Source organism: Modestobacter roseus, assembly GCF_007994135.1.
Taxonomy (GTDB): domain Bacteria; phylum Actinomycetota; class Actinomycetes; order Mycobacteriales; family Geodermatophilaceae; genus Modestobacter; species Modestobacter roseus.
Window position 1 is genome coordinate 2,512,147 of the sequence record NZ_VLKF01000001.1, and the last position, 18,242, is coordinate 2,530,388.

The window sequence follows — 18,242 nt, forward strand, 5'->3', positions numbered from 1 at the left end:
GTGGACAGCGCCCACGACTGTGGACGACGGGGCCCGACCGGCGCCCGGCCGGGGCAACCTGGCCGGGGAAATCTGGCCGGGTGCGCGGCGACCGGGTCAGGGCAGGCGCGGGCTGTCCGGCAGCTCGAGGTCGGGCTTGTCCAGCTCCTCGACGTTGACGTCCTTGAACGTCACGACCCGCACGTTCTTCACGAAGCGGGCCGGCCGGTACATGTCCCAGACCCAGGCGTCGGTGAGGGTGAGCTCGAAGAACACCTCGCCGCCGGCGTCCCGGACCTGGAGGTCGACGCTGTTGGCCAGGTAGAACCGCCGCTCGGTCTCCACGACGTAGGAGAACTGGCGGACGATGTCCTTGTACTCGCGATAGAGCTGCAGCTCCATCTCGGTCTCGTACTTCTCGAGGTCCTCGGTGCTCATCGGGTGTGCTCCACGAGTGCCGGCGTGGGCAGGCCGGCACGGTGGTCGGCAGCCCGCGGGATGGATCCGGAGACGAGCTCCGGGGGGTCGTTCGACTGGGCGGGCACGGGTCCATCATCGGGCATGGCCCGTGTCCGCGGCAGCGCTGGTGTCCGCGCGGCGTGCGCGTCCCGCGCCCGGGCCACGTTGACGAACCGCATCCGGTGCTCCGGGCAGGGTCCGTGCCGGTCGAGGGCAGCACTGTGCGCCTCGGTGATGTAGCCCTTGTGGACGTCGAAGCCGTAGGCCGGGAACCGCTCGTGCAGGTCGAGCATCATCCGGTCGCGGGTGACCTTCGCCAGCACCGATGCCGCGGCGACGCAGGCGGCGACCCGGTCGCCCTTCCAGACCGCCAGCGAGGGCTGCGCCAGCCCGCTGACCGGGAAGCCGTCGGTGAGCACGTACTGCGGGCCCGGTTCGAGGGTGTGCACCGCCCGGCGCAGCGCCTCGATGTTGGTGACGTGCATCCCCCGGGCGTCGAGCTCGCCCACCGGGATCACGACCACCGACCAGGCGACCGCCCGGTCGAGCACCTCGGCGTGCACCCGCTCCCGCGTCGCGGCGGTGAGCAACTTGGAGTCGGCCAGTCCCGGGACCCGTCCACGTCGGCCGGCCGGCAGCACGCACGCGGCGGCGACCAGGGGTCCGGCGCAGGCACCGCGGCCGGCCTCGTCGGCCCCGGCGATGGCGGCGAACCCGCGCCGGCGCAGGGATCGCTCCATCTCCCAGAGGGCGTCGTCGGCGTCCGCGACGGCGCCGCCCCGGGAGCGGGGGGCGGTGGGGGTGGCTCGGGCAGGCATCGACTGCCGACCCTACGACGCACCGACGACGGCGCGCCCCCGGGCTGGGACCGACGGCGCGCCCGGCCGGACCCGGACGCACCACGAGCCGGTCCGCGGGGGAACGGGGACCGGCTCGTGGCGGCTGGGCGCGGTCGACAGCTGCCGACCAGCCCTGCCTGCCGGGGCGTGGGGGGACGCCCCGGCCGTCGTGTCGGGTCGGTCGCGGTGGGCGTGGTGCCCGGTCCGCCACCGGCCCGCCGGCTCAGACGCCGGTGGCGGTGAAGGAGTGCGCGCCGCAGGTGCAGCCGGGGTTGCGGGCGGAGAGCACCAGCGACACGGCGTGCGCCCGGTCGCGGGCGCCGAGCTTGCGCAGGATCGCCTTCACGTGGGACTTGACGGTGTCCTCGCTGATGAACAGGTTCCGGCCGATCTGCCGGTTCGACTGCCCCTGGAGGAGCTCGTCGAGGACGTCGGACTCCCGCCGGGTCAGCGGCACCTCGGGGGTGAGCGGCTTGGCGACCGGCTCGGCCCCGCCCTCGGTGCGGCGGATCTGCGGGTCGACGACGGTGCGCCCGGCACGGGCGGCGAGCACCGCCCAGCCCAGCAGCGTGGGCGAGGTGTTCATCAGCAGGTAGCCGCGGACACCGGCGGCCAGCGCCTCGTTGACCACGGCCGGGTCCTCGGAGGTGGCGATCGCGACGATCGCGATCTGCGGGTAACGGCGACGGAGGTCGCGGCAGGCGTTGAGGGTCGCGGCCCGGCCGGCGCCCAGCTCCACCACGACGGCGTCGGGGCGGGCCGAGTCGGCGAGGGTCAGTGCGCGCCGGGGCTCACCGGGGCTGCCCACCGCCTGCATGCCCGCGGTCTCGTTGATCATGCCGATCAGGCCGCGGCGCAGAACCGGGGCGTCCGCGAGGATCATGACGCGGGTGACGCCGCGCGTGGTGCTCGCCATGGGTGCAGACACTGTCTGACTCTCCGTTCGGGTCTGATGACTCTCTGCGATGTACATCGACCGGGTGAACGGATTGCTTGAACAACTTCCGCGAACTTCTTTCCACGACGCGCGCAGATCCTGCCGAAAGCCGTATCCGGGCGGTAGCCCGGCGTGGCCGATCGGCGGCGCGCCTGCTCGACAGTGGCCCGGAGAGGACGCCATCGAGTCGGGCCGTCAGCCGGCCGCGGAGTCTCGCGCCGGCCGGGTCTGCGCGGGCCGGCGCACGCGCCGCCAGCCGGTGCGCGGAGGACGACGGGACGGACCTGCCGCCCGGAGGGGCCGTAGCCGCCGCCGACGACGCCAGGCGGTCAGCGGCACGGCCCCGACCAGGCCCAGGACGTAGGGCACCGCCACCGCCGCGCCGCCCTGCACCGGCAGACCGGCAGGAGCCGCAGCGGCGTCGGCCTGGATCTCCGGATCGTCGATGAAGCCGAGCCGGTCCAGTGGCCAGACGATGACGGCCGCCTTGCCGATCACGTCGTCCACGCCGATGGTGCCGGAGTACTCGTCCCCGCTGTGCTCGACGGAGTCCGCCGACGCCGAGCGGTGGTCCCCCATCACCCACAGCCGCCCCTCGGGCACGACCACCGGGGAGAACGCCCGCGACTCGATCGGGTTGTCCTGGTAGATGTACGGCTCGTCCAACGGCTCGCCGTCGACGGTCACCCGCCCCTCGGCGTCGCAGCAGGCGACCTCCTGCCCCTCGGTGGCGATGACCCGCTTGACGTAGTCGTCCTCGCTGGGCGGCGCCACGCCGATCGCCCGGCCCAGGGTCAGCAGCGCACCGGTGAACCAGTTGCTCGGCTCCTCGACGGTGATCTCCGGGGACCAGGTGTCCGGACCGCGGAAGACCACCACGTCGCCGGGCTCGGGCTCGCCGAACCAGTAGGGCACCTTGTTCACCAGCACCCGGTCCCCGGTGCAGCCGGGACAGCCGTGCAGCGTCTGCTCCATCGAGCCCGAGGGGATGAAGAAGGCCTGCACCAGGAAGGTCTTCACCAGCAGCGCCAGCACGAAGGCGATGACCAGCAGCACCGGCAGCTCCCGCAGCAGGGAGCCCTTCTTCGCCGGCGCCCGGCCACCGTGCGCCGCCGCGGGGGTCGCCCCGCCCGGCTCGGGCCCACCGGACCGGCGGTCACCCGCCTCGACGGAGGGCGGGGAGTCCGGGGCGTCCCCGTCGGGACGGCCGGTGGGCGGGTCGGTGGGGCCGTGCGTGCTCATCGCCGATCAGCGTACGGTCCGCGCGCCACCGCGCCCGGTGGAACGCCGGATGCCACGGAACGCACAGTCGCCCGGGAACGCGAACGGGGCCGGCTGCCCATGGCAGCCGGCCCCGTGCGACGTCGGGACGCTGGGATCAGCGCGAGACGACCTCGCGCTTCTCCTTGATCTTGGCGGCCTTGCCGCGCAGCTCACGGAGGTAGTACAGCTTCGCCCGGCGGACGTCACCGCGGGTGAGCACCTCGATCTGCTCCACCACCGGGGTGTGCACCGGGAAGGTGCGCTCCACGCCGACGCCGAAGCTGACCTTGCGGACGGTGAAGGTCTCGCGGATCCCGCCACCCTGGCGCCGGATGATGACGCCCTGGAAGACCTGGACGCGCGAGCGGGTGCCCTCGATGACCCGCACGTGCACCTTCACGGTGTCCCCGGGGCGGAAGTCGGGGATGTCGTTGCGCAGCGACGCAGCGTCGAGGGCGTCCAGGGTGTTCATCGCAGCAGTCCTCAGATCTAGGGAACTCGTCGTGGAACGGGCAGCGGGGTCCCGGTGAGTCCGTACCGGGGGGCCGCGCTCCAGCGCCCGCGAGATCGGCCGTGGCGGTGCCACAGGACGTCGTCGTCAGGTGCGGAGCCACCGTCGACAGGAGCCGACGGCGTGCAGCAGCTCTCTACTGTGCCACATCTTCAGCTGACGATGCGCGGCGGCCCCGTCCACGGGCCGGTGAGCAGCTGCGGGAGCACCTCGGCGAGCTCCTGCGGGGCGAAGGCGACCCCGCCGGCCGCCACCTCGGCGGCGGTCCACCAGCGGTGCGGCTCGTCGGCGAGCAGCTCCAGTTCGGTGCGGCCGGCGACGTCGACCTCGTGCCGGACGTCGCGCAGCACGAAGAAGGTCTCCCGCGAGTCGATCTCCCGCCCGCCCCACCGACCCAGGTGCCGCCGCAGCCACACCGGTCCCTCCAGGTCGACCGGGTCGGCGCGCAGGCCGGTCTCCTCGGCGAGCTCGCGGACGGCGGCCGTGCGCAGGTCCTCGCCGTCCTCCACTCCCCCGCCGGGCGTGTACCAGAACAGCACCTCCCCGGGGACGGCGTCCGGGCCGGTGAGCCGGGCGCCGAGCAGCAGCACCCGCTGCGCCGGGTCGAGCACCAGCACCCGCGCGGTCGGCCGGACCCACGGCTGGCCGGTCACGACTGCGCCGGTCACTGCTGGGGGTCGGCGTCCAGCGCCGACCGGTCGGCCGCCGACAGGGCGTCGTCCGGCAGCGCCGCCAGCAGGTCGGGACGGCGGTCGGCGGTGCGCCGCAGCGACTCCGCGCGGCGCCAGCGGGCGATCGCGGCGTGGTCACCGGACAGCAGCACCGGCGGCACGTCCTGGTCACGCCAGGACGCCGGGCGGGTGTAGGAGGGCCCTTCGAGCAGCCCGTCGGCGTGCGAGTCGAACTCCACCGACTCGGCGTTGCCGACCACCCCGGGGATCAGCCGGGTGACCGCCTCGACCATCACCAGCACCGCGGACTCACCGCCGGCGAGCACGTAGTCGCCGATGGAGACCTCCGACACCGGCCCGGCCGAGGCCGCCCAGTCCGCGACCCGCTGGTCGATGCCCTCGTAGCGGCCGCAGGCGAAGACCAGGCCGGGCTCGGCGGCCCACTCGGCGGCGACCGCCTGGGTGAAGGGCCGGCCGGCCGGGGTCGGTACGACCAGCCGGGTGCCCGGAGGGCGGACCGCCTCCAGCGCGCGCGCCCAGGGCTCGGGGCGCATGACCATGCCGGGGCCGCCGCCGTAGGGGGCGTCGTCGACCGTGCGGTGGACGTCGTCGGTCCACTGCCGCAGGTCGTGCACGCCGACGGAGACCAGGCCCCGGGCCGCGGCCTTGCCGAGCAGGGACTGGCCGAGCGGGGCGAGGTACTCCGGGAAGATCGTGACCACGTCGATCCGGAAGCCGGTCACAGGTCGAGCAGCCCCTCGGGCGGGTCGACGACGAGCCGGCCCCCGGCCACGTCCACCACCGGGACCATCGCCGTCACGAACGGCACGAGGAGCTCGCGGCCGTCGGTGCGGCGCACGACCAGCAGCTCGGCGCCCTCGTGCTGCACGGCGGTGACCTCGCCCAGCGGCGAGCCGTCGGTCAGCTCGGCGGCCAGGCCGACCAGCTGGTGGTCGTAGAAGGAGTCCGGGTCGTCGAGCTCGGGGAGCGCATCGACCGGGACGAGCAGCCGGGTGTTGCGCAGCGCGTCGGCGGCCTCGCGGTCGGCGACCACGACGCCGTCCGGGCCGGCCAGCTGCAGCAGCAGGACGCCGCTGTGCCAGCGGGCGGCGGAGACGGTGAGCGGGCCGCGCGCGGCGGGGTCGGTGAGCAGCACCGACCCGGGCGCGAACCGCAGGTCGGGGTCGTCGGTGCGCACCTCGACGGTCACCTGACCACGGACACCGTGGGGCCGGCCGATGCGGCCGACCACCACGGTGTCGGGGTGTGCGGGGGTGGCGCCAGGGGCGCCGGGAGTGCTCAGCGCCCGTCGGTGTCGACGACGTCAACCCGCAGGCCGCGGCCGCCGACACCGGTCATGACCTGACGCAGGGCCTTGGCGGTGCGCCCGCCGCGGCCGATGACCTTGCCGAGGTCATCGGGGTGCACCCGGACCTCGAGGGTCTTGCCGCGACGGCCGTTGACCAGGTCGACCACGACGTCGTCGGGGTTGTCGACGATGCCCTTGACCAGGTGCTCGAGCGCTTCTTCGAGCACGTCTTACTCGGCAGCAGGCGTCTCGGCGGCGTCCGCGGCCGGGGCGTCGGCAGCGGCGTCGGCCTTGGGGGCGGCCTTCTTGCGCGGGGTGGTCGCCTCGGTCGTCGGCTCGTCGGCGGCGGCGCGGGCGGCCTCCTCGTAGAGGGCCTTCTTGTCCGGCTTGGGGGCCGCGACCTTCATCGGGGCCGGGGCCGGCTCGCCCTTGAACTTCTGCCAGTCACCGGTGACCCGGAGGATGGCGGCGACGGCCTCGGTCGGCTGGGCGCCGACGCCGAGCCAGTACTGCGCGCGCTCGCTGTCGACCTCGATGAAGGACGGGTCCTCCTTCGGGTGGTACTTGCCGATCGTCTCGATCGAGCGACCGTCCCGCTTGGTGCGGGCGTCGGCGACGACGATGCGGTAGTACGGCGCGCGCATCTTGCCCAGGCGCATGAGCTTGATCTTGGTGGCCACGGTGTGTGGTGTGCTCCTCGAACGTGTGTGGTTGCCCGCCGGACGGACGCGTGGGGGTACGCCGGGGCGGAGCGCTGGACACGGGCGGGGATGGTGAGAGGGCCGCCCACCGCCGTGTTCGACAGACCATGATGCCAGACGCCCGGAGGAGACACATGACCGCTGCTGGGCCGCTGCACCACATCGAGCTGTGGGTGCCCGATCTCGCCCGGGCGGAGCGGTCCTGGGGGTGGCTGCTCACCGCACTGGGCGCGGAGCCGTTCCAGCGCTGGGAGCACGGGCGCTCCTGGCGCTGGGGCGAGGGCACCTACCTCGTCGTCGAACAGTCGCCGGCGCTGACCGGCGACCGGCACGACCGGTGCGCACCGGGGCTGAACCACCTCGCGTTCACCGTGCCCGGTGACCTCGACGCGCTCGTCACCGAGGCAGCGGCGCACGGGTGGACGCTGCTGTTCGGTGACCGTCACCCGTTCGCCGGCGGTCCGGAGCACCGGGCCGCCTACCTCACGGACGCCGACGGCTACGAGGTGGAGCTGGTCGCCTCGCCCGGCTCCTGAGGCGGGACGAGGAAGCCGCCCCAGCCGTCGTAGCGGCCGCCGTGCCGCCCGACGATCGCCACGATCTCCCGGGTGAACGCCGCCGCGGTCTCGTGGTCCACCGCGGTCATCGCGCTGAACTCGACCCAGACGGTCAGCAACCGGCGGTAGGTGCCGTCGACCCGGTAGCCGGCGTCGACCAGCTCCCGGCAGGCCGCGGTGGCGGCCCGCCGGGAGCGGAACCCGGCCAGGTGGTCGATCGGCCGGGGCGCGTGCACCTGGTCGCCGTGGCCGAGGTTGGCCTCGACCACCTCGGCGGTCAGCCGCAGCTGCTCGTCGAGCGACCGCTCAGCCACGGACGGCGGCGAGGACCGCGTCGGCCGCCTCGGCCACCGCGACCTCGGACCGCTCCCCCGTCGCCCGGTCGCGCACCTCGATGACGCCGTCGGCCAGCCCACGTCCCACGGTGACGATCGTCGGCATGCCCAGCAGCTCGGCGTCTTTGAACTTGACCCCGGGCGACACCTTCGGCCGGTCGTCGAAGAGCACCGTGACCCCGGCGTCGACCAGCTGGCCGGCGAGGGTCTCGGCGTACTCGAAGACGGCGGCGTCCTTGCCGGTGGCGACCAGGTGGACGTCGGCCGGCGCGACCGACCGCGGCCAGCGCAAGCCGAGCTCGTCGTGGGTGGACTCGGCGATGGCGGCCACCGCTCGCGAGACCCCGATGCCGTAGGAGCCCATGGTGACGGTGACGAGCTTGCCGTTCTCGTCGAGCACCTTGAGGTCCAGTGCCTCGGCGTACTTGCGACCCAGCTGGAAGATGTGACCCATCTCCACGCCGCGGGCGAGCTCCAGCGGGCCGGAGCCGTCGGGCGCGGGGTCACCGGGGCGCACCTCGGCTGCCTCGATCACGCCGTCCCAGGTGAAGTCGCGCCCGGCCACCAGGTCGAACACGTGCTTGCCGGGCTCGTTGGCGCCGGTGATCCACCGGCTCCCCGGCACCACCCGCGGGTCGACGAGGTAGCGGATGCCGGTCTTGCTCTCGCTGCCCAGCACCTGCGGGCCGATGTAGCCCTTGACCAGGTCGGGGTGGGCGGCGAAGTCGGTGAACGGCTCGACCTCGGCCGGCGACACCTGGGCCTCCAGCCGCTTGGCGTCGACCTCCCGGTCACCGGGCAGGCCGATCACCAACGGCTCGCGGGTGCCGTCGGGGTGCACCAGCGTGACCACGACGTTCTTCAGCGTCGAGGCACCTGTGTACCCGGCCTGGGGGAAGAGCTCGTTCGCCGCGGCCACGAGCGTCTCGATGGTCGGGGTGTCGGGGGTGTCCTCGACGTGCGCGTCGGGCAGGCCGTCGAACGGCACCGCCTCGGGGACGACGGTGGCGACGGCTTCGACGTTCGCCGCGTACCCGCCGGGCGAGCGGACGAAGGTGTCCTCACCGATCGAGGTCGGGTGCAGGAACTCCTCGCTCTTCGAGCCGCCCATCGCCCCGGACATCGCCGAGACGATCACGTAGTCCAGGCCCAGCCGGTCGAAGATCCGGATGTAGGCGGCGCGGTGCGCGGCGTAGGAGGCGTCCAGGCCGGCGTCGTCGACGTCGAAGGAGTAGCTGTCCTTCATGGTGAACTCGCGGCCGCGGAACAGCCCGGCCCGGGGACGCGCCTCGTCCCGGTACTTGGTCTGGATCTGGTACAGCGAGACCGGCAGGTCCTTGTAGGAGCCGTAGAGGTCCTTCACCAGGAGGGTGAACATCTCCTCGTGGGTGGGGCCGAGGAGGAAGTCGTTGCCCCGGCGGTCCTGCAGCCGGAAGAGGTTGGGGCCGTACTCGGTCCACCGGCCGGTCGCCTCGTAGGGCTCGCGCGGCAGCAGCGCCGGGAAGTGCACCTCCTGCGCGCCCATCGCGTCCATCTCCTCGCGGACGATGCGCTCGACGTTGCGGAACACCCGCCAGCCCAGCGGCAGCCACGTGAACCCACCCGGCGCGGCCCGCCGGATGTACCCGCCCCGGGCGAGCAGCCGGTGGCTGGGGACCTCGGCGTCGGCCGGGTCGTCGCGCAGGGTGCGCAGGAACAGGGAGGACATCCGCAACAACACGGTGCTCATTGTCGCCCCCCGGGCTCCCACCGCGGCCAGCGGGTTTCCGGCGACACCGTCACCCTCCGGGCGACACCGCGACCACGAGCCGTCCCGGCCGCCGACGAGCCACTTCCCGTGTCCCTGCCGGGAGGCCTCCGGCCCCCGCGGCAGGGACACCCGCTTCGCGGTCTCCCCGCGGGTCACCTGACAGTGAGGATGCTGTCGGCGTCATCGGGTGCGGCCTGACCCTGGGTTCTGACCGACGCCTGGCTGTCTTGGCTGAGATCTGTCGGCCGTGCCCGGTGGCGCCGTTTCGCACGTCCGGACGGGTGGCCGTGACCTCATAGGAGCCTGTGCGAGAGGCGCCCATCACTGTCTTGTCCGACCGGCCCGCCCGGACGCGCGTCGCCATCACCGGTGCGAGCGGGAGACGACATGACGAGCATGACCAGCACGCGGCGGGTTGTCACCGTCGGCGTGGACACCCACAGCGACACCCATCACGCGGCGGTGATCGACGACGTCGGCAGGCCGCTGGCCGACGCTGGCTTCCCGACGACCCCGGCGGGCTACCGGCAGTTGCTGGCCTGGGCGGGCGAGCACGGGGACGTCGCCGCGTTCGGGGTGGAGGGCACCGGCGCCTACGGTGCGGCCCTGGCCCGGCATCTGCGGGCGGCCGGGCAGACGGTCATCGAGGTCGACCGGCCCGACCGCAGAACCCGCCGCCAGCGGGGCAAGAGCGACCCGATCGACGCTTACGCTGCCGCGGCCGCCGTGCTCTCCGGTGCCGCGGCCGGTACTCCGAAGACCCGCGACGGGAGGGTCGAGGCCATCCGCACCCTGCGAGTCGCCCGGCGCAGCGCGATAAAGGGCCGCACCCAGGCGATCAACCAGCTCAAGGCAGTGGTGCTCACCGGCCCGACCGAACTCCGTCAGACGCTGGGCGGGCAGTCCACTCGCCAACTCCTGGCCACCTGCCGGCGGTTGAGGGTGACCGAATGCCTGGTCGAGGCCGCCGATCCGGTCACCGCCGCCACCAAGCTCACTTTGCGCCGGCTGGCCCGGCGCATCGCCGCCCTGACCGAGGAGATCGACGAGCTCGACGCCGACCTGCAGCCGCTGGTCACGGCTACCGCGCCGGCGCTGATGGCCGTCTACGGCGTGGGCACCGAGGTTGCCGCCCAGCTGCTGGTCACCGCCGGGGACAACCCCGACCGACTGCGCTCCGAAGCGGCCTTCGCCCAGCTCTGCGGCACCGCACCACTACCGGCAAGCAGCGGCCGCACCACCCGACACCGGCTCAACCGCGGCGGCGACCGGCACGCCAACTACGCCTTGCACATCATTGCGCTGGTCCGGCTCTCATCTCATCAACCGACACAGGCCTACGCCGCCCGCCGCCGAGCCGAAGGCCTCAGCAACCTCGAGATCATTCGCTGCCTCAAGCGCTACATCGCCCGCGAGATCCACCACGTCATGACCGCTTGACGAGGCATAGGAGCATCTCAGGCGACGACGCGGCCGCGGAGGACGAGTCGCTGCGGTCGCTGCAGCGTGTCGAGGTCGACCCGGGGGTCGGCGTCGTACACGACCAGGTCGGCCGGGGCCCCCTCCGCGACGCCGGGCAGGCCGAGCCACTCCCGCGCCGCCCAGGACGCCGCGGCGACCGCCGCCTCGGCGGGCAGGCCGGCGGCGTGCAGCGCCCGCACCTCGTCGGCGATGACGCCGTGGTCGATGCCGCCACCGGCGTCGGTGCCGGCGAACACCGGGACACCGGCGTCGTAAGCGGCCCGTACGACGGCACCGGCCCGTGCGTACAGCCGCCGCATCGTCGAGGCGTAGGCGGGGAACCTCTTCTCCCCCGCCGCCGCGAAGCCGGGGAAGTTCGCCACGTTGACCAGGGTGGGGACGACGGCGGTGCCGCGTGCCGCCATCTCCCCGACCAGCTCCTCGGTCAGCCCGCTGCCGTGCTCGATGCAGTCGATGCCGGCGCCGATCAGGTCGGGCAGCGCGTCGGTGCCGAAGGTGTGCGCGGTGACCCGGGCGCCCTCCTCGTGGGCGGCCGCGATCGCCGCGGCGACGACGTCGGCCGGCCACTCCGGCGCCAGGTCACCCACCCCGCGGTCGATCCAGTCACCGACCAGCTTCACCCAGCCGTCGCCCCGCCGGGCCTGCACCCGGACCTGCTCCACCAGGTCGCCGGGCTCCAGTTCGAGGGCGAGCCCGGGGATGTAGCGCCGGGTCGCGGCCAGGTGCCGGCCGGCCCGGATCACCCGCGGCAGGTCCTCGTGCTCGTCGAGCACCCGGGTGTCGACCGGCGACCCGCAGTCGCGCAGCAGCAGCACCCCGGCGTCCCGCTCGGCGAGCGCCTGGACGCGGAGGCCGTCGAGGTCGCCGACGTGCTCGCCGCCGTGGCCCAGGCCGACGTGGCAGTGCGCGTCGACCAGCCCGGGCAGCACGAACCCGCCCCGGCTCACCGTCTCGGCGCCGGGAACGGGGTCGAAGGTGATCCGGCCGTCCCGCACCCACAGGTCGCGGTGCTCCCCGGCGGGGAGCACCACGCCGGCCAGGTGCAGGGCGGGGGCGGTCACCGGGTCAGCGGCCCTGGTCCTTGAACTTGCTGAAGTCGAGCGTGGACAGGTCGGGCAGGGCCTGACCCGGCGGGAGGCCGGGCACGCCACCGGGCGGCAGCTGACCCGGCATGCCGCCCATGGCGCCGGGGGCACCGATGGGCCGGCGGGCCGGGCCGCCCTTCTTGCCGCCCTTGCCCTTCTTGCCCTTGCCGCGCGCCTGCACCTGGTTCTGCCGGCCACGCTGCTTCTTCGACATCGGGCCCATGCCGGGCATGCCCATGCTGCCGGCCATCTGGCCCATCATCTTCTGCGCCTGGGCGAAGCGCTCCAGCAGCTGGTTGACGTCGGTGACGCTCATCCCGGAGCCGTTGGCGATGCGCACCCGCCGCGAGGCGTTGATGATCTTGGGGCTGACCCGCTCGGCCGGGGTCATCGACCGGATGATCGCCGCGGTGCGGTCGAGATCGCGCTCGTCGACCTGCGCGAGCTGCTCCTTCATCTGGCCCGCACCCGGGAGCATCCCGAGCAGGTTCGCGATCGGGCCCATCTTGCGGATCGCCATCATCTGCTCGAGGAAGTCCTCGAGGGTGAACCCCTCGCGGGCGGCGAGCTTGCCGGCCATCCGCTCGGCCTGATCGGCGTCGAACGCCTGCTCGGCCTGCTCGATGAGGGTGAGCACGTCGCCCATCCCGAGGATGCGCGAGGCCATCCGCTCGGGGTGGAAGACGTCGAAGTCGGCGAGCTTCTCCCCGGTCGAGGCGAACATGATCGGCTGGCCGGTCACGTGCCGGACGGAGAGCGCGGCACCACCGCGGGCGTCGCCGTCGAGCTTGGTCAGGACGACGCCGGAGAAACCGACGCCCTCCTGGAACGCCGTCGCCGTGGTGACGGCGTCCTGCCCGATCATCGCGTCGACGACGAACAGCGTCTCGTCGGGCTGCACGGCGTCGCGGATGCCCGCGGCCTGCGCCATCAGCTCGGCGTCGATGCCGAGCCGGCCGGCGGTGTCGACGACGACGACGTCGTGCATCGTGCGCCGCGCGTGGTCGATCGACTCGCGGGCCACCGCGATCGGGTCGCCCACGCCGTTGCCGGGCGCGGGGGCGAAGACGTCGACGCCGGCCTGGCCGGCCACCACCGACAGCTGCTGCACGGCGTTGGGGCGCTGGAGGTCGCAGGCGACCAGCAGCGGGGTGTGCCCCTGGCTCTTGAGCCAGCGGCCGAGCTTGCCGGCCAGCGTGGTCTTACCGGCACCCTGCAGACCGGCCAGCATGATCACCGTGGGCGACTGCTTCGCAAAGCGGATCCGCCGCGTCTCGCCACCGAGGATGCCGACGAGCTCCTCGTTGACGATCTTGATGATCTGCTGCGCGGGGTTCAGCGCCTGGGAGACCTCGGCGCCGCGCGCCCGCTCCTTGACCGAGGCGATGAAGGCCCGGACGACCGGCAGCGCGACGTCGGCCTCGAGCAGGGCGATCCGGATCTCGCGCGCGGTGGCGTCGATGTCCTCGTCGGAGAGCCGGCCCTTGCCGCGCAGACCGGTGAAGACCTTGTCCAGGCGGTCGGAGAGGGTCTCGAACACAACACGTCCTCAAGCAGTCGGGCGCGCAGCCGTCGTCCGGAGCGGACGGCTCGGCTCGGGCACCCGGGGCCACCCCGGGGCCGTCACGCCACCTCGGCCCAGCCTAACGACCCCCGGCCCGGCGCGGCGGCCACGGCGTCCGCCGACCCGGCGCCGGGAGGGCTCAGGGCCGGTTCGGCCGGTCCAGCACCAGCGCCAGGAACGCCCCGACGGTCAGGTGCTCCTCCAGCGGGTGCCGGAAGCTCGCGTCGGGGACGACGGTGTACCGATTGCGCCGCCCGATCCGCTCGCGTCGCACGTGACCGGCGGCCGTCAGGTCGGCCACGATCATCTGCACGGCGCGCTCGGTGATGCCGACCTGCGCGGCGATGTCACGGATGCGGACGTCGGGGTCGGCGGCGAGGCTCACCAGCACGTGGCCGTGGTTGGACAGGAAGGTCCAACCGGGCGCAGATGCGGTCACCACCTAACCGTATCCGGGGGGCACGCCCAGCGACTGGACGTCTGAACTCAGTTTCGTCTATTGTGGCCGTGCGAGGGGAGTACCCGCCGCACCGCGGCGTCGTCGCCCGACAGTCCCGGCCCAGCGCCCGGGCACGGCCGGCCTCCGGGCCGGGGGAGACCTCGCCCGCCCCGGGGAGACCCCGTGCCCGCACCCAGCCTGCTCCGCGTCCGCCGTTCCAGCCCGGTCCAGCCACCCGAGGCAGCCGGTCCACCGCCGCCGGGAGCGCGCCGGCGGCTGCTGGCCGTCGTCCTGGACGAGACCGACCTCGACACCCTGCTGCCTCCCGCCATCGCCGCCGCCGTGCTGGACGACCGCCCGCTCACCGTGGCGGTGCTGCGCCCCTCCCCCGGCTGGACGATCGACGCAGCGCTGGTCGCCGCGCTGGCGGTGGAGTCCGAGCGGGTGACCGGCCAGCTCACCGCACGGGCCGGCGCACGGGTCCGGGCGGCGGGCCTGGAGCCCCACGTCGTCGTCCACCACGTGCGGGGCCTGCGCGGTCGTCGCCGGGCGACCGCACTGACCCGTGCGCTGCGCGAGGTGGCCCGGCGGTACGACGCCGAGCCGATCGTCCGGCCGCTGCCGTGACGGCACGGATCCGGCCGGGGGTGGTCTCCCCCGCCCGCGTCATGGCGCTGCAGGCCGTGCGGGCCTACCCCTCGGTCTCGCTGCTGGCGACGACGTCGCCGGCGGCGCGGATGGGCAGCGACGACGTCCGCACCCTGCGCCGGCTGGCCGCCTCGGCGACGGCCCGGCTCGCCACCGAGGACCTGCCCGAGCGGGCGGACGTCGTCCGCGGGCTGGAACGGACGCTGGCGGAAGCCACCCACGGGCCCACCGACGAGGCGATCGGCCTGTTCGTCAGCGCCGCGACCCGCGAGATCGTCCGGCTGCCGGTGCCGGTCACCGACCGGGTGGTCATCGACCCCACGTTCGCCACCCGCGATCTGGTGCGCAGCCTGCACCGCACGCCCCGGCACGTGGTGCTGCTCCTGGCCGAGCGGGAGGCCCGGCTGCTGGACGGCGTCGGCGACCTGCTCACCCCCGCCGCGGGATCGGGCTTCCCGATGCGCGCCCCGGACCGCGACGCAGGTGGCTCGACGGAGTCGTTCCTGCGTGAGGTGGACCGGGCCCTCGGGACCCACCTGCGCCTGCACCCGGCGCCGCTGGTGCTGGTCGGCGCCGAGCGCACGGTGGCGCAGTTCCGACAGCTGTCGCGGAACACCGGCCGCCTGGCCGGCACGGTGAGCGGGGCGCTGACCACCGCACCGCTGACCCGGCTGACCCCACGGATCCGGCTGGTGCTCGAGCGCTACCTGTTCTCCCGGCAGCAGGACGCACTCGACCTGCTGGAACGACGGCGCTCCCGCGGGCGGGTGGTGGACGGCATCGCGTCCGCCTGGCTGGCCGCCCGGGCCGAACGGCCGGAGGTGCTGGCCGTCGAGGAGGGGTTCGTCTTCCCGGCCCGGATCAGCGAGGACGGCGACCTGCTGACCCCGGCCGACGACGTCGAGCACCCGGACGTCATCGACGACGCCGTCGACGAGCTGATCGAGACCGTGCTGCTGCGCGGTGGCTGGGTCGCGTTCCTCGTCGACGGGGCGCTGCCGGACCGGGTGGCGCTCGCGGTGCGGTGACCGGTGGCGCTCAGGCCGCGCGCTGCCGCTCCCGCACCGACACCTGGCCGTTGACGATGGCGGTGCCGCAGTCGACGCACAGCCACTCGGGGCAGTCGCCGCCGTCGTCGGTGTGCCCGTCGGCGCACGGCGGCTGCTCGAACCGGGTGTCGTGCCCACAGCCCACGCAGGGCCAGGTCGGCAGCTCGTCCACGAGAGGTCCCTTCCGTTCGTCCGGCGCCGGTCGTCGTCCGGCACGTGCACCGTGCCACGGGGCTCCGACAGAACCGGGACCGGCCGCCGGTCAGGTGTCGCGGGCGGACTGCCCGGCGGGATCGCGGACCTCGCCGCGAGCGGCGGCGGCGAGCGCCCGCTCGGCGCGTTCCCGCTGGCCGGCGTCGATCGGGGTGCCGCTGGGATCGGCGACGTAGAAGGCGTCGACGGCATCCGCGCCCAGCGTCTCGATGGTGGCCGAGCTCACGTCCAGCCCGGCGTCGGCGAGCGCCGCGGTGAGCCGGTGCAGCAGACCGGCGCGGTCGGTCGCCCGGACCTCGACCAGCCCCGTGACCCCGGTGGCCTCGGCGTCGAACCAGGAGATCCGCGGCGGGCGCCCGGGCGCCCGGTCCTGGCTGTAGTCGTGCTCGCGCTGCCGCAGCCGCTCGGCCAGCGGGAGCGTGCCCTCCAGCGCCGCACGGACGCCGTCGGCGAGGATCTCCGGCACCGGAGCGCGCCCGAACCGGGGCCGGACGGCGAAGACCTGGGTGGCGTGCCGGCCCTGCACGCTGACCCGGGCCGCCCGCACGTCCAGCTGGTTGAGCGCCAGCACCCCCGCGCACAGGCTGAACAGACCCGGCCGGTCGGGCGCCCCGATGGTGATCTGCTGGCCGTCCAGCACGTCCTCCACGCCGACCGTGACCGGCTCGGTCGGCCCGGGGATCGCCGGGGCCGGCGTCGTCACCTGCGGCTCGGTGGGCTCCAGCACCGGCTCCGGGGTCGCGGAGCTGCCCAGCCGCGCGGCCACCCGGGCGACCAGGGCGGCGACCAGGTGCGCCTTCCACGGCGACCACGCCGACGTGCTGGTGGCGGCGCCGTCGGCCTGGGACAGCGCGTGCAGCAGCTGCAGCAGCGCGGGGTCGCCGTCGATCGCCTCCACCACCCGGTCGACGGTCAGCGGGTCGTCCAGGTCGCGACGGGTGGCCACGTCGGGCAGCAGCAGGTGGTGGCGGACCATCGCGACCAGGGTGGCGACGTCCGGCGGGCTGAACCCCATCCGGGCGGCCATCTCCCCGACCACCACCACGCCGACGTCGGTGTGGTCACCCGGCCAGCCCTTGCCGATGTCGTGCAGCAGGGCGCCGACCAGCAGCAGGTCGGGCCGGTCGACGTCGCGGGTGAGCTCCGCGGCCGCGGCCGCGGCCTCCACCAGGTGCCGGTCGACGGTGAAGCGGTGCCAGGGATGGCGCTGCGGCAGCGACCGCACCCGGTCCCACTCCGGCAGCATCCGGGACAGCAGCCCCTCCTGGTCCAGCTGCTCCAGCACCGGGACCGCGCTGCGCCCGCTGGCGAGCAGCCGCAGGAACGACCAGCGGACCTCCGGCGGCCAAGGCTCGGGCAGCGGCGGGGCGTGCACGGCGAGCACCTTGAGCGTGTAGGGCGACAGCAGCAGGTCGGCCCGGGCGGCCGCGGCGGCACCGCGCAGCACCAGGCCGGGGTCGGCGGCCGGCCGGGCGTCGCGGGCCAGCACCACCTCGTCGCCCTGGCGCACCAGCCCCTCGGCGAGCGGTTCCCGGCGGACCCGCCGGTAGCGGGCGCGGGGCCGGCGGACCAGTGAGGCGTCCACCCGGCGCCAGGTCTCGTCGGCGACGAACGCCAGCCGGCGGCCGGCCAGGCTCACCTGGCGGAGCAGCACGTCGTCGTCGGCCAGCCCGAGGGCCTCGGCGACCGGCCGCTGCTCCTGGCGGACCAGCACGTCGGTGGCCCGGCCGGTGTGCGCGCGCAGCGCGTCCCGGGCGTCCAGCAGCAGGGCGTAGGCCTCCCCCGCGTCGGCCGGGGGCTGGTCGGCCAGCTGGGCGGCGGCCAGCGCGCGGAGCACCTGCCCCTCGCGCAGCCCCCCGTAGGCCTCCTTCAGGTCCGGCTCGAGCAGGAACCCCAGCTCGCCGACCAGCCGGCCCCGGGAGCGCCGGAGGTCGCGCAGCTCGGGCAGCAGCCGGCCGGCGTGCTGACGCCAGGTGGCCAGCGTCGCGGTGCGCAGCGCAGCGCTCACCTCGGCGTCGCCGGCCACGTGGCGGACGTCGAGCAGCCCGAGCCCGGCCTTCACGTCGTCGCCGGCCACCGAGACGGCCTCGGCGACGGTGCGCACCGAGTGGTCCAGCCGCATCCCGGCGTCCCAGATCGGGTACCACAGCGCGTCGGCCAGGGCGGCGATCTCCGGCCGCCCGTCGTGCACGAGAACCAGGTCCAGGTCACCGTGCGGGGGCAGCTCGCGCCGCCCCAGGCTGCCGACGGCGACCAGCGCGACCCCCTGTCCGGCCGGCGTCGTCGGCACGACTCCCCGCCGGCCGGACGGACGCGGGGTGCCGGCGAGCGCCTCGGCGAGGAGGCCGGCCAGCCAGGTGTCCAGCGCCTGCACCCGCTCGGCACGGGACAGGCGGGGCAGGGCCTCGAGGTCGAGCACGCGACACCTCTCGCGGTCGTGGGGTACGGGGT

The 18,242-nt window shown here is 74.5% G+C and carries 21 protein-coding genes; 4 read left to right on the plus strand and 17 right to left on the minus strand.

The window, feature by feature from the left end; all coding sequences use genetic code 11:
- Window positions 1-96: 96 nt before the first annotated feature.
- From JD78_RS11900 to rpsP, 10 genes are all read right to left on the minus strand, one after another.
- Complete coding sequence (locus JD78_RS11900) at window positions 97-417, minus strand: DUF2469 domain-containing protein (RefSeq protein WP_153362005.1); 321 nt, start codon at window positions 415-417, stop codon at window positions 97-99.
- Complete coding sequence (locus JD78_RS11905; RefSeq protein WP_153362006.1) at window positions 414-1,256, minus strand: ribonuclease HII; 843 nt, start codon at window positions 1,254-1,256, stop codon at window positions 414-416. Before JD78_RS11905 ends, JD78_RS11900 begins: the two co-directional genes overlap by 4 nt.
- Window positions 1,257-1,500: 244 nt before the next feature.
- Window positions 1,501-2,193, minus strand: coding sequence for a response regulator transcription factor (locus JD78_RS11910; protein ID WP_228395368.1), 693 nt, complete (start codon window positions 2,191-2,193; stop codon window positions 1,501-1,503).
- A 216-nt stretch (window positions 2,194-2,409) separates the two neighbouring features.
- Window positions 2,410-3,456: a signal peptidase I gene (gene lepB, locus JD78_RS11915; RefSeq protein WP_153362008.1), complete on the minus strand. Its 1,047-nt coding sequence runs from the start codon at window positions 3,454-3,456 to the stop codon at window positions 2,410-2,412.
- Between the two features lie 136 nt (window positions 3,457-3,592).
- Entirely contained in the window at window positions 3,593-3,949 is a 357-nt protein-coding gene (gene rplS / locus JD78_RS11920; protein WP_153362009.1) for a 50S ribosomal protein L19, read from the minus strand.
- Window positions 3,950-4,140: 191 nt separating this feature from the next.
- Window positions 4,141-4,641 carry an NUDIX hydrolase gene (locus JD78_RS11925; protein ID WP_153362010.1) on the minus strand — a complete coding sequence of 167 codons (501 nt, stop codon included), beginning with the start codon at window positions 4,639-4,641 and terminating at the stop codon, window positions 4,141-4,143.
- Between the two features lie 11 nt (window positions 4,642-4,652).
- Window positions 4,653-5,402: a tRNA (guanosine(37)-N1)-methyltransferase TrmD gene (gene trmD, locus JD78_RS11930; RefSeq protein ID WP_153362011.1), complete on the minus strand. Its 750-nt coding sequence runs from the start codon at window positions 5,400-5,402 to the stop codon at window positions 4,653-4,655.
- Complete coding sequence (gene rimM, locus JD78_RS11935) at window positions 5,399-5,914, minus strand: ribosome maturation factor RimM (RefSeq protein ID WP_153362012.1); 516 nt, start codon at window positions 5,912-5,914, stop codon at window positions 5,399-5,401. Before rimM ends, trmD begins: the two co-directional genes overlap by 4 nt.
- A gap of 44 nt (window positions 5,915-5,958) precedes the next feature.
- Window positions 5,959-6,195: an RNA-binding protein gene (locus tag JD78_RS11940; RefSeq protein ID WP_014742367.1), complete on the minus strand. Its 237-nt coding sequence runs from the start codon at window positions 6,193-6,195 to the stop codon at window positions 5,959-5,961.
- A 3-nt stretch (window positions 6,196-6,198) separates the two neighbouring features.
- Window positions 6,199-6,648: a 30S ribosomal protein S16 gene (gene rpsP / locus JD78_RS11945; RefSeq protein WP_153362013.1), complete on the minus strand. Its 450-nt coding sequence runs from the start codon at window positions 6,646-6,648 to the stop codon at window positions 6,199-6,201.
- 155 nt (window positions 6,649-6,803) lie between these two features.
- Between rpsP and JD78_RS11950 the strand changes: the two genes are divergently transcribed.
- On the plus strand, window positions 6,804-7,205 hold the full coding sequence (locus tag JD78_RS11950; RefSeq protein ID WP_153362014.1) for a VOC family protein: 402 nt from the start codon (window positions 6,804-6,806) through the stop codon (window positions 7,203-7,205).
- On the opposite strand, the gene JD78_RS11955 is transcribed toward JD78_RS11950, so the two are convergent.
- Window positions 7,169-7,540, minus strand: a complete 372-nt coding sequence (locus JD78_RS11955) for a ribonuclease E inhibitor RraB (protein WP_166521147.1) — start codon at window positions 7,538-7,540, stop codon at window positions 7,169-7,171. The two genes, JD78_RS11950 and JD78_RS11955, sit on opposite strands and share 37 nt — an antisense overlap.
- Window positions 7,533-9,290 (minus strand): proline--tRNA ligase, encoded by a 1,758-nt coding sequence (locus JD78_RS11960; protein ID WP_228395369.1) that lies wholly within the window; start codon window positions 9,288-9,290, stop codon window positions 7,533-7,535. Before JD78_RS11960 ends, JD78_RS11955 begins: the two co-directional genes overlap by 8 nt.
- Window positions 9,291-9,698: 408 nt before the next feature.
- Here JD78_RS11960 and JD78_RS11965 point away from each other — a divergent pair, with 408 nt between their 5' ends.
- The gene (locus JD78_RS11965) at window positions 9,699-10,751 is read left to right on the plus strand and encodes an IS110 family RNA-guided transposase (RefSeq protein WP_166521148.1); all 1,053 of its coding nucleotides are present in this window, start codon (window positions 9,699-9,701) and stop codon (window positions 10,749-10,751) included.
- A 17-nt stretch (window positions 10,752-10,768) separates the two neighbouring features.
- Here the strand turns inward: JD78_RS11965 and JD78_RS11970 are convergent, their stop codons facing one another.
- The 3 genes from JD78_RS11970 to JD78_RS11980 form a co-directional block, all read right to left on the minus strand.
- Complete coding sequence (locus JD78_RS11970) at window positions 10,769-11,854, minus strand: amidohydrolase family protein (RefSeq protein ID WP_228395370.1); 1,086 nt, start codon at window positions 11,852-11,854, stop codon at window positions 10,769-10,771.
- A 4-nt stretch (window positions 11,855-11,858) separates the two neighbouring features.
- A complete protein-coding gene (gene ffh, locus JD78_RS11975) occupies window positions 11,859-13,418 on the minus strand; it encodes a signal recognition particle protein (RefSeq protein WP_153362021.1) in 1,560 nt (519 codons plus the stop codon).
- A gap of 163 nt (window positions 13,419-13,581) precedes the next feature.
- Window positions 13,582-13,881 (minus strand): MarR family transcriptional regulator, encoded by a 300-nt coding sequence (locus JD78_RS11980; protein WP_228395371.1) that lies wholly within the window; start codon window positions 13,879-13,881, stop codon window positions 13,582-13,584.
- 183 nt (window positions 13,882-14,064) lie between these two features.
- Here JD78_RS11980 and JD78_RS11985 point away from each other — a divergent pair, with 183 nt between their 5' ends.
- Window positions 14,065-14,508: a hypothetical protein gene (locus JD78_RS11985; RefSeq protein WP_153362023.1), complete on the plus strand. Its 444-nt coding sequence runs from the start codon at window positions 14,065-14,067 to the stop codon at window positions 14,506-14,508.
- Window positions 14,505-15,557: a baeRF3 domain-containing protein gene (locus JD78_RS11990; protein WP_153362024.1), complete on the plus strand. Its 1,053-nt coding sequence runs from the start codon at window positions 14,505-14,507 to the stop codon at window positions 15,555-15,557. The genes JD78_RS11985 and JD78_RS11990 overlap by 4 nt, the downstream gene beginning before the upstream one ends.
- Before the next feature lie 10 nt (window positions 15,558-15,567).
- Here the strand turns inward: JD78_RS11990 and JD78_RS11995 are convergent, their stop codons facing one another.
- Entirely contained in the window at window positions 15,568-15,750 is a 183-nt protein-coding gene (locus tag JD78_RS11995; RefSeq protein ID WP_153362025.1) for a hypothetical protein, read from the minus strand.
- Between the two features lie 90 nt (window positions 15,751-15,840).
- Window positions 15,841-18,210 carry a [protein-PII] uridylyltransferase gene (locus tag JD78_RS12000; protein WP_153362026.1) on the minus strand — a complete coding sequence of 790 codons (2,370 nt, stop codon included), beginning with the start codon at window positions 18,208-18,210 and terminating at the stop codon, window positions 15,841-15,843.
- Window positions 18,211-18,242: the final 32 nt, after the last annotated feature.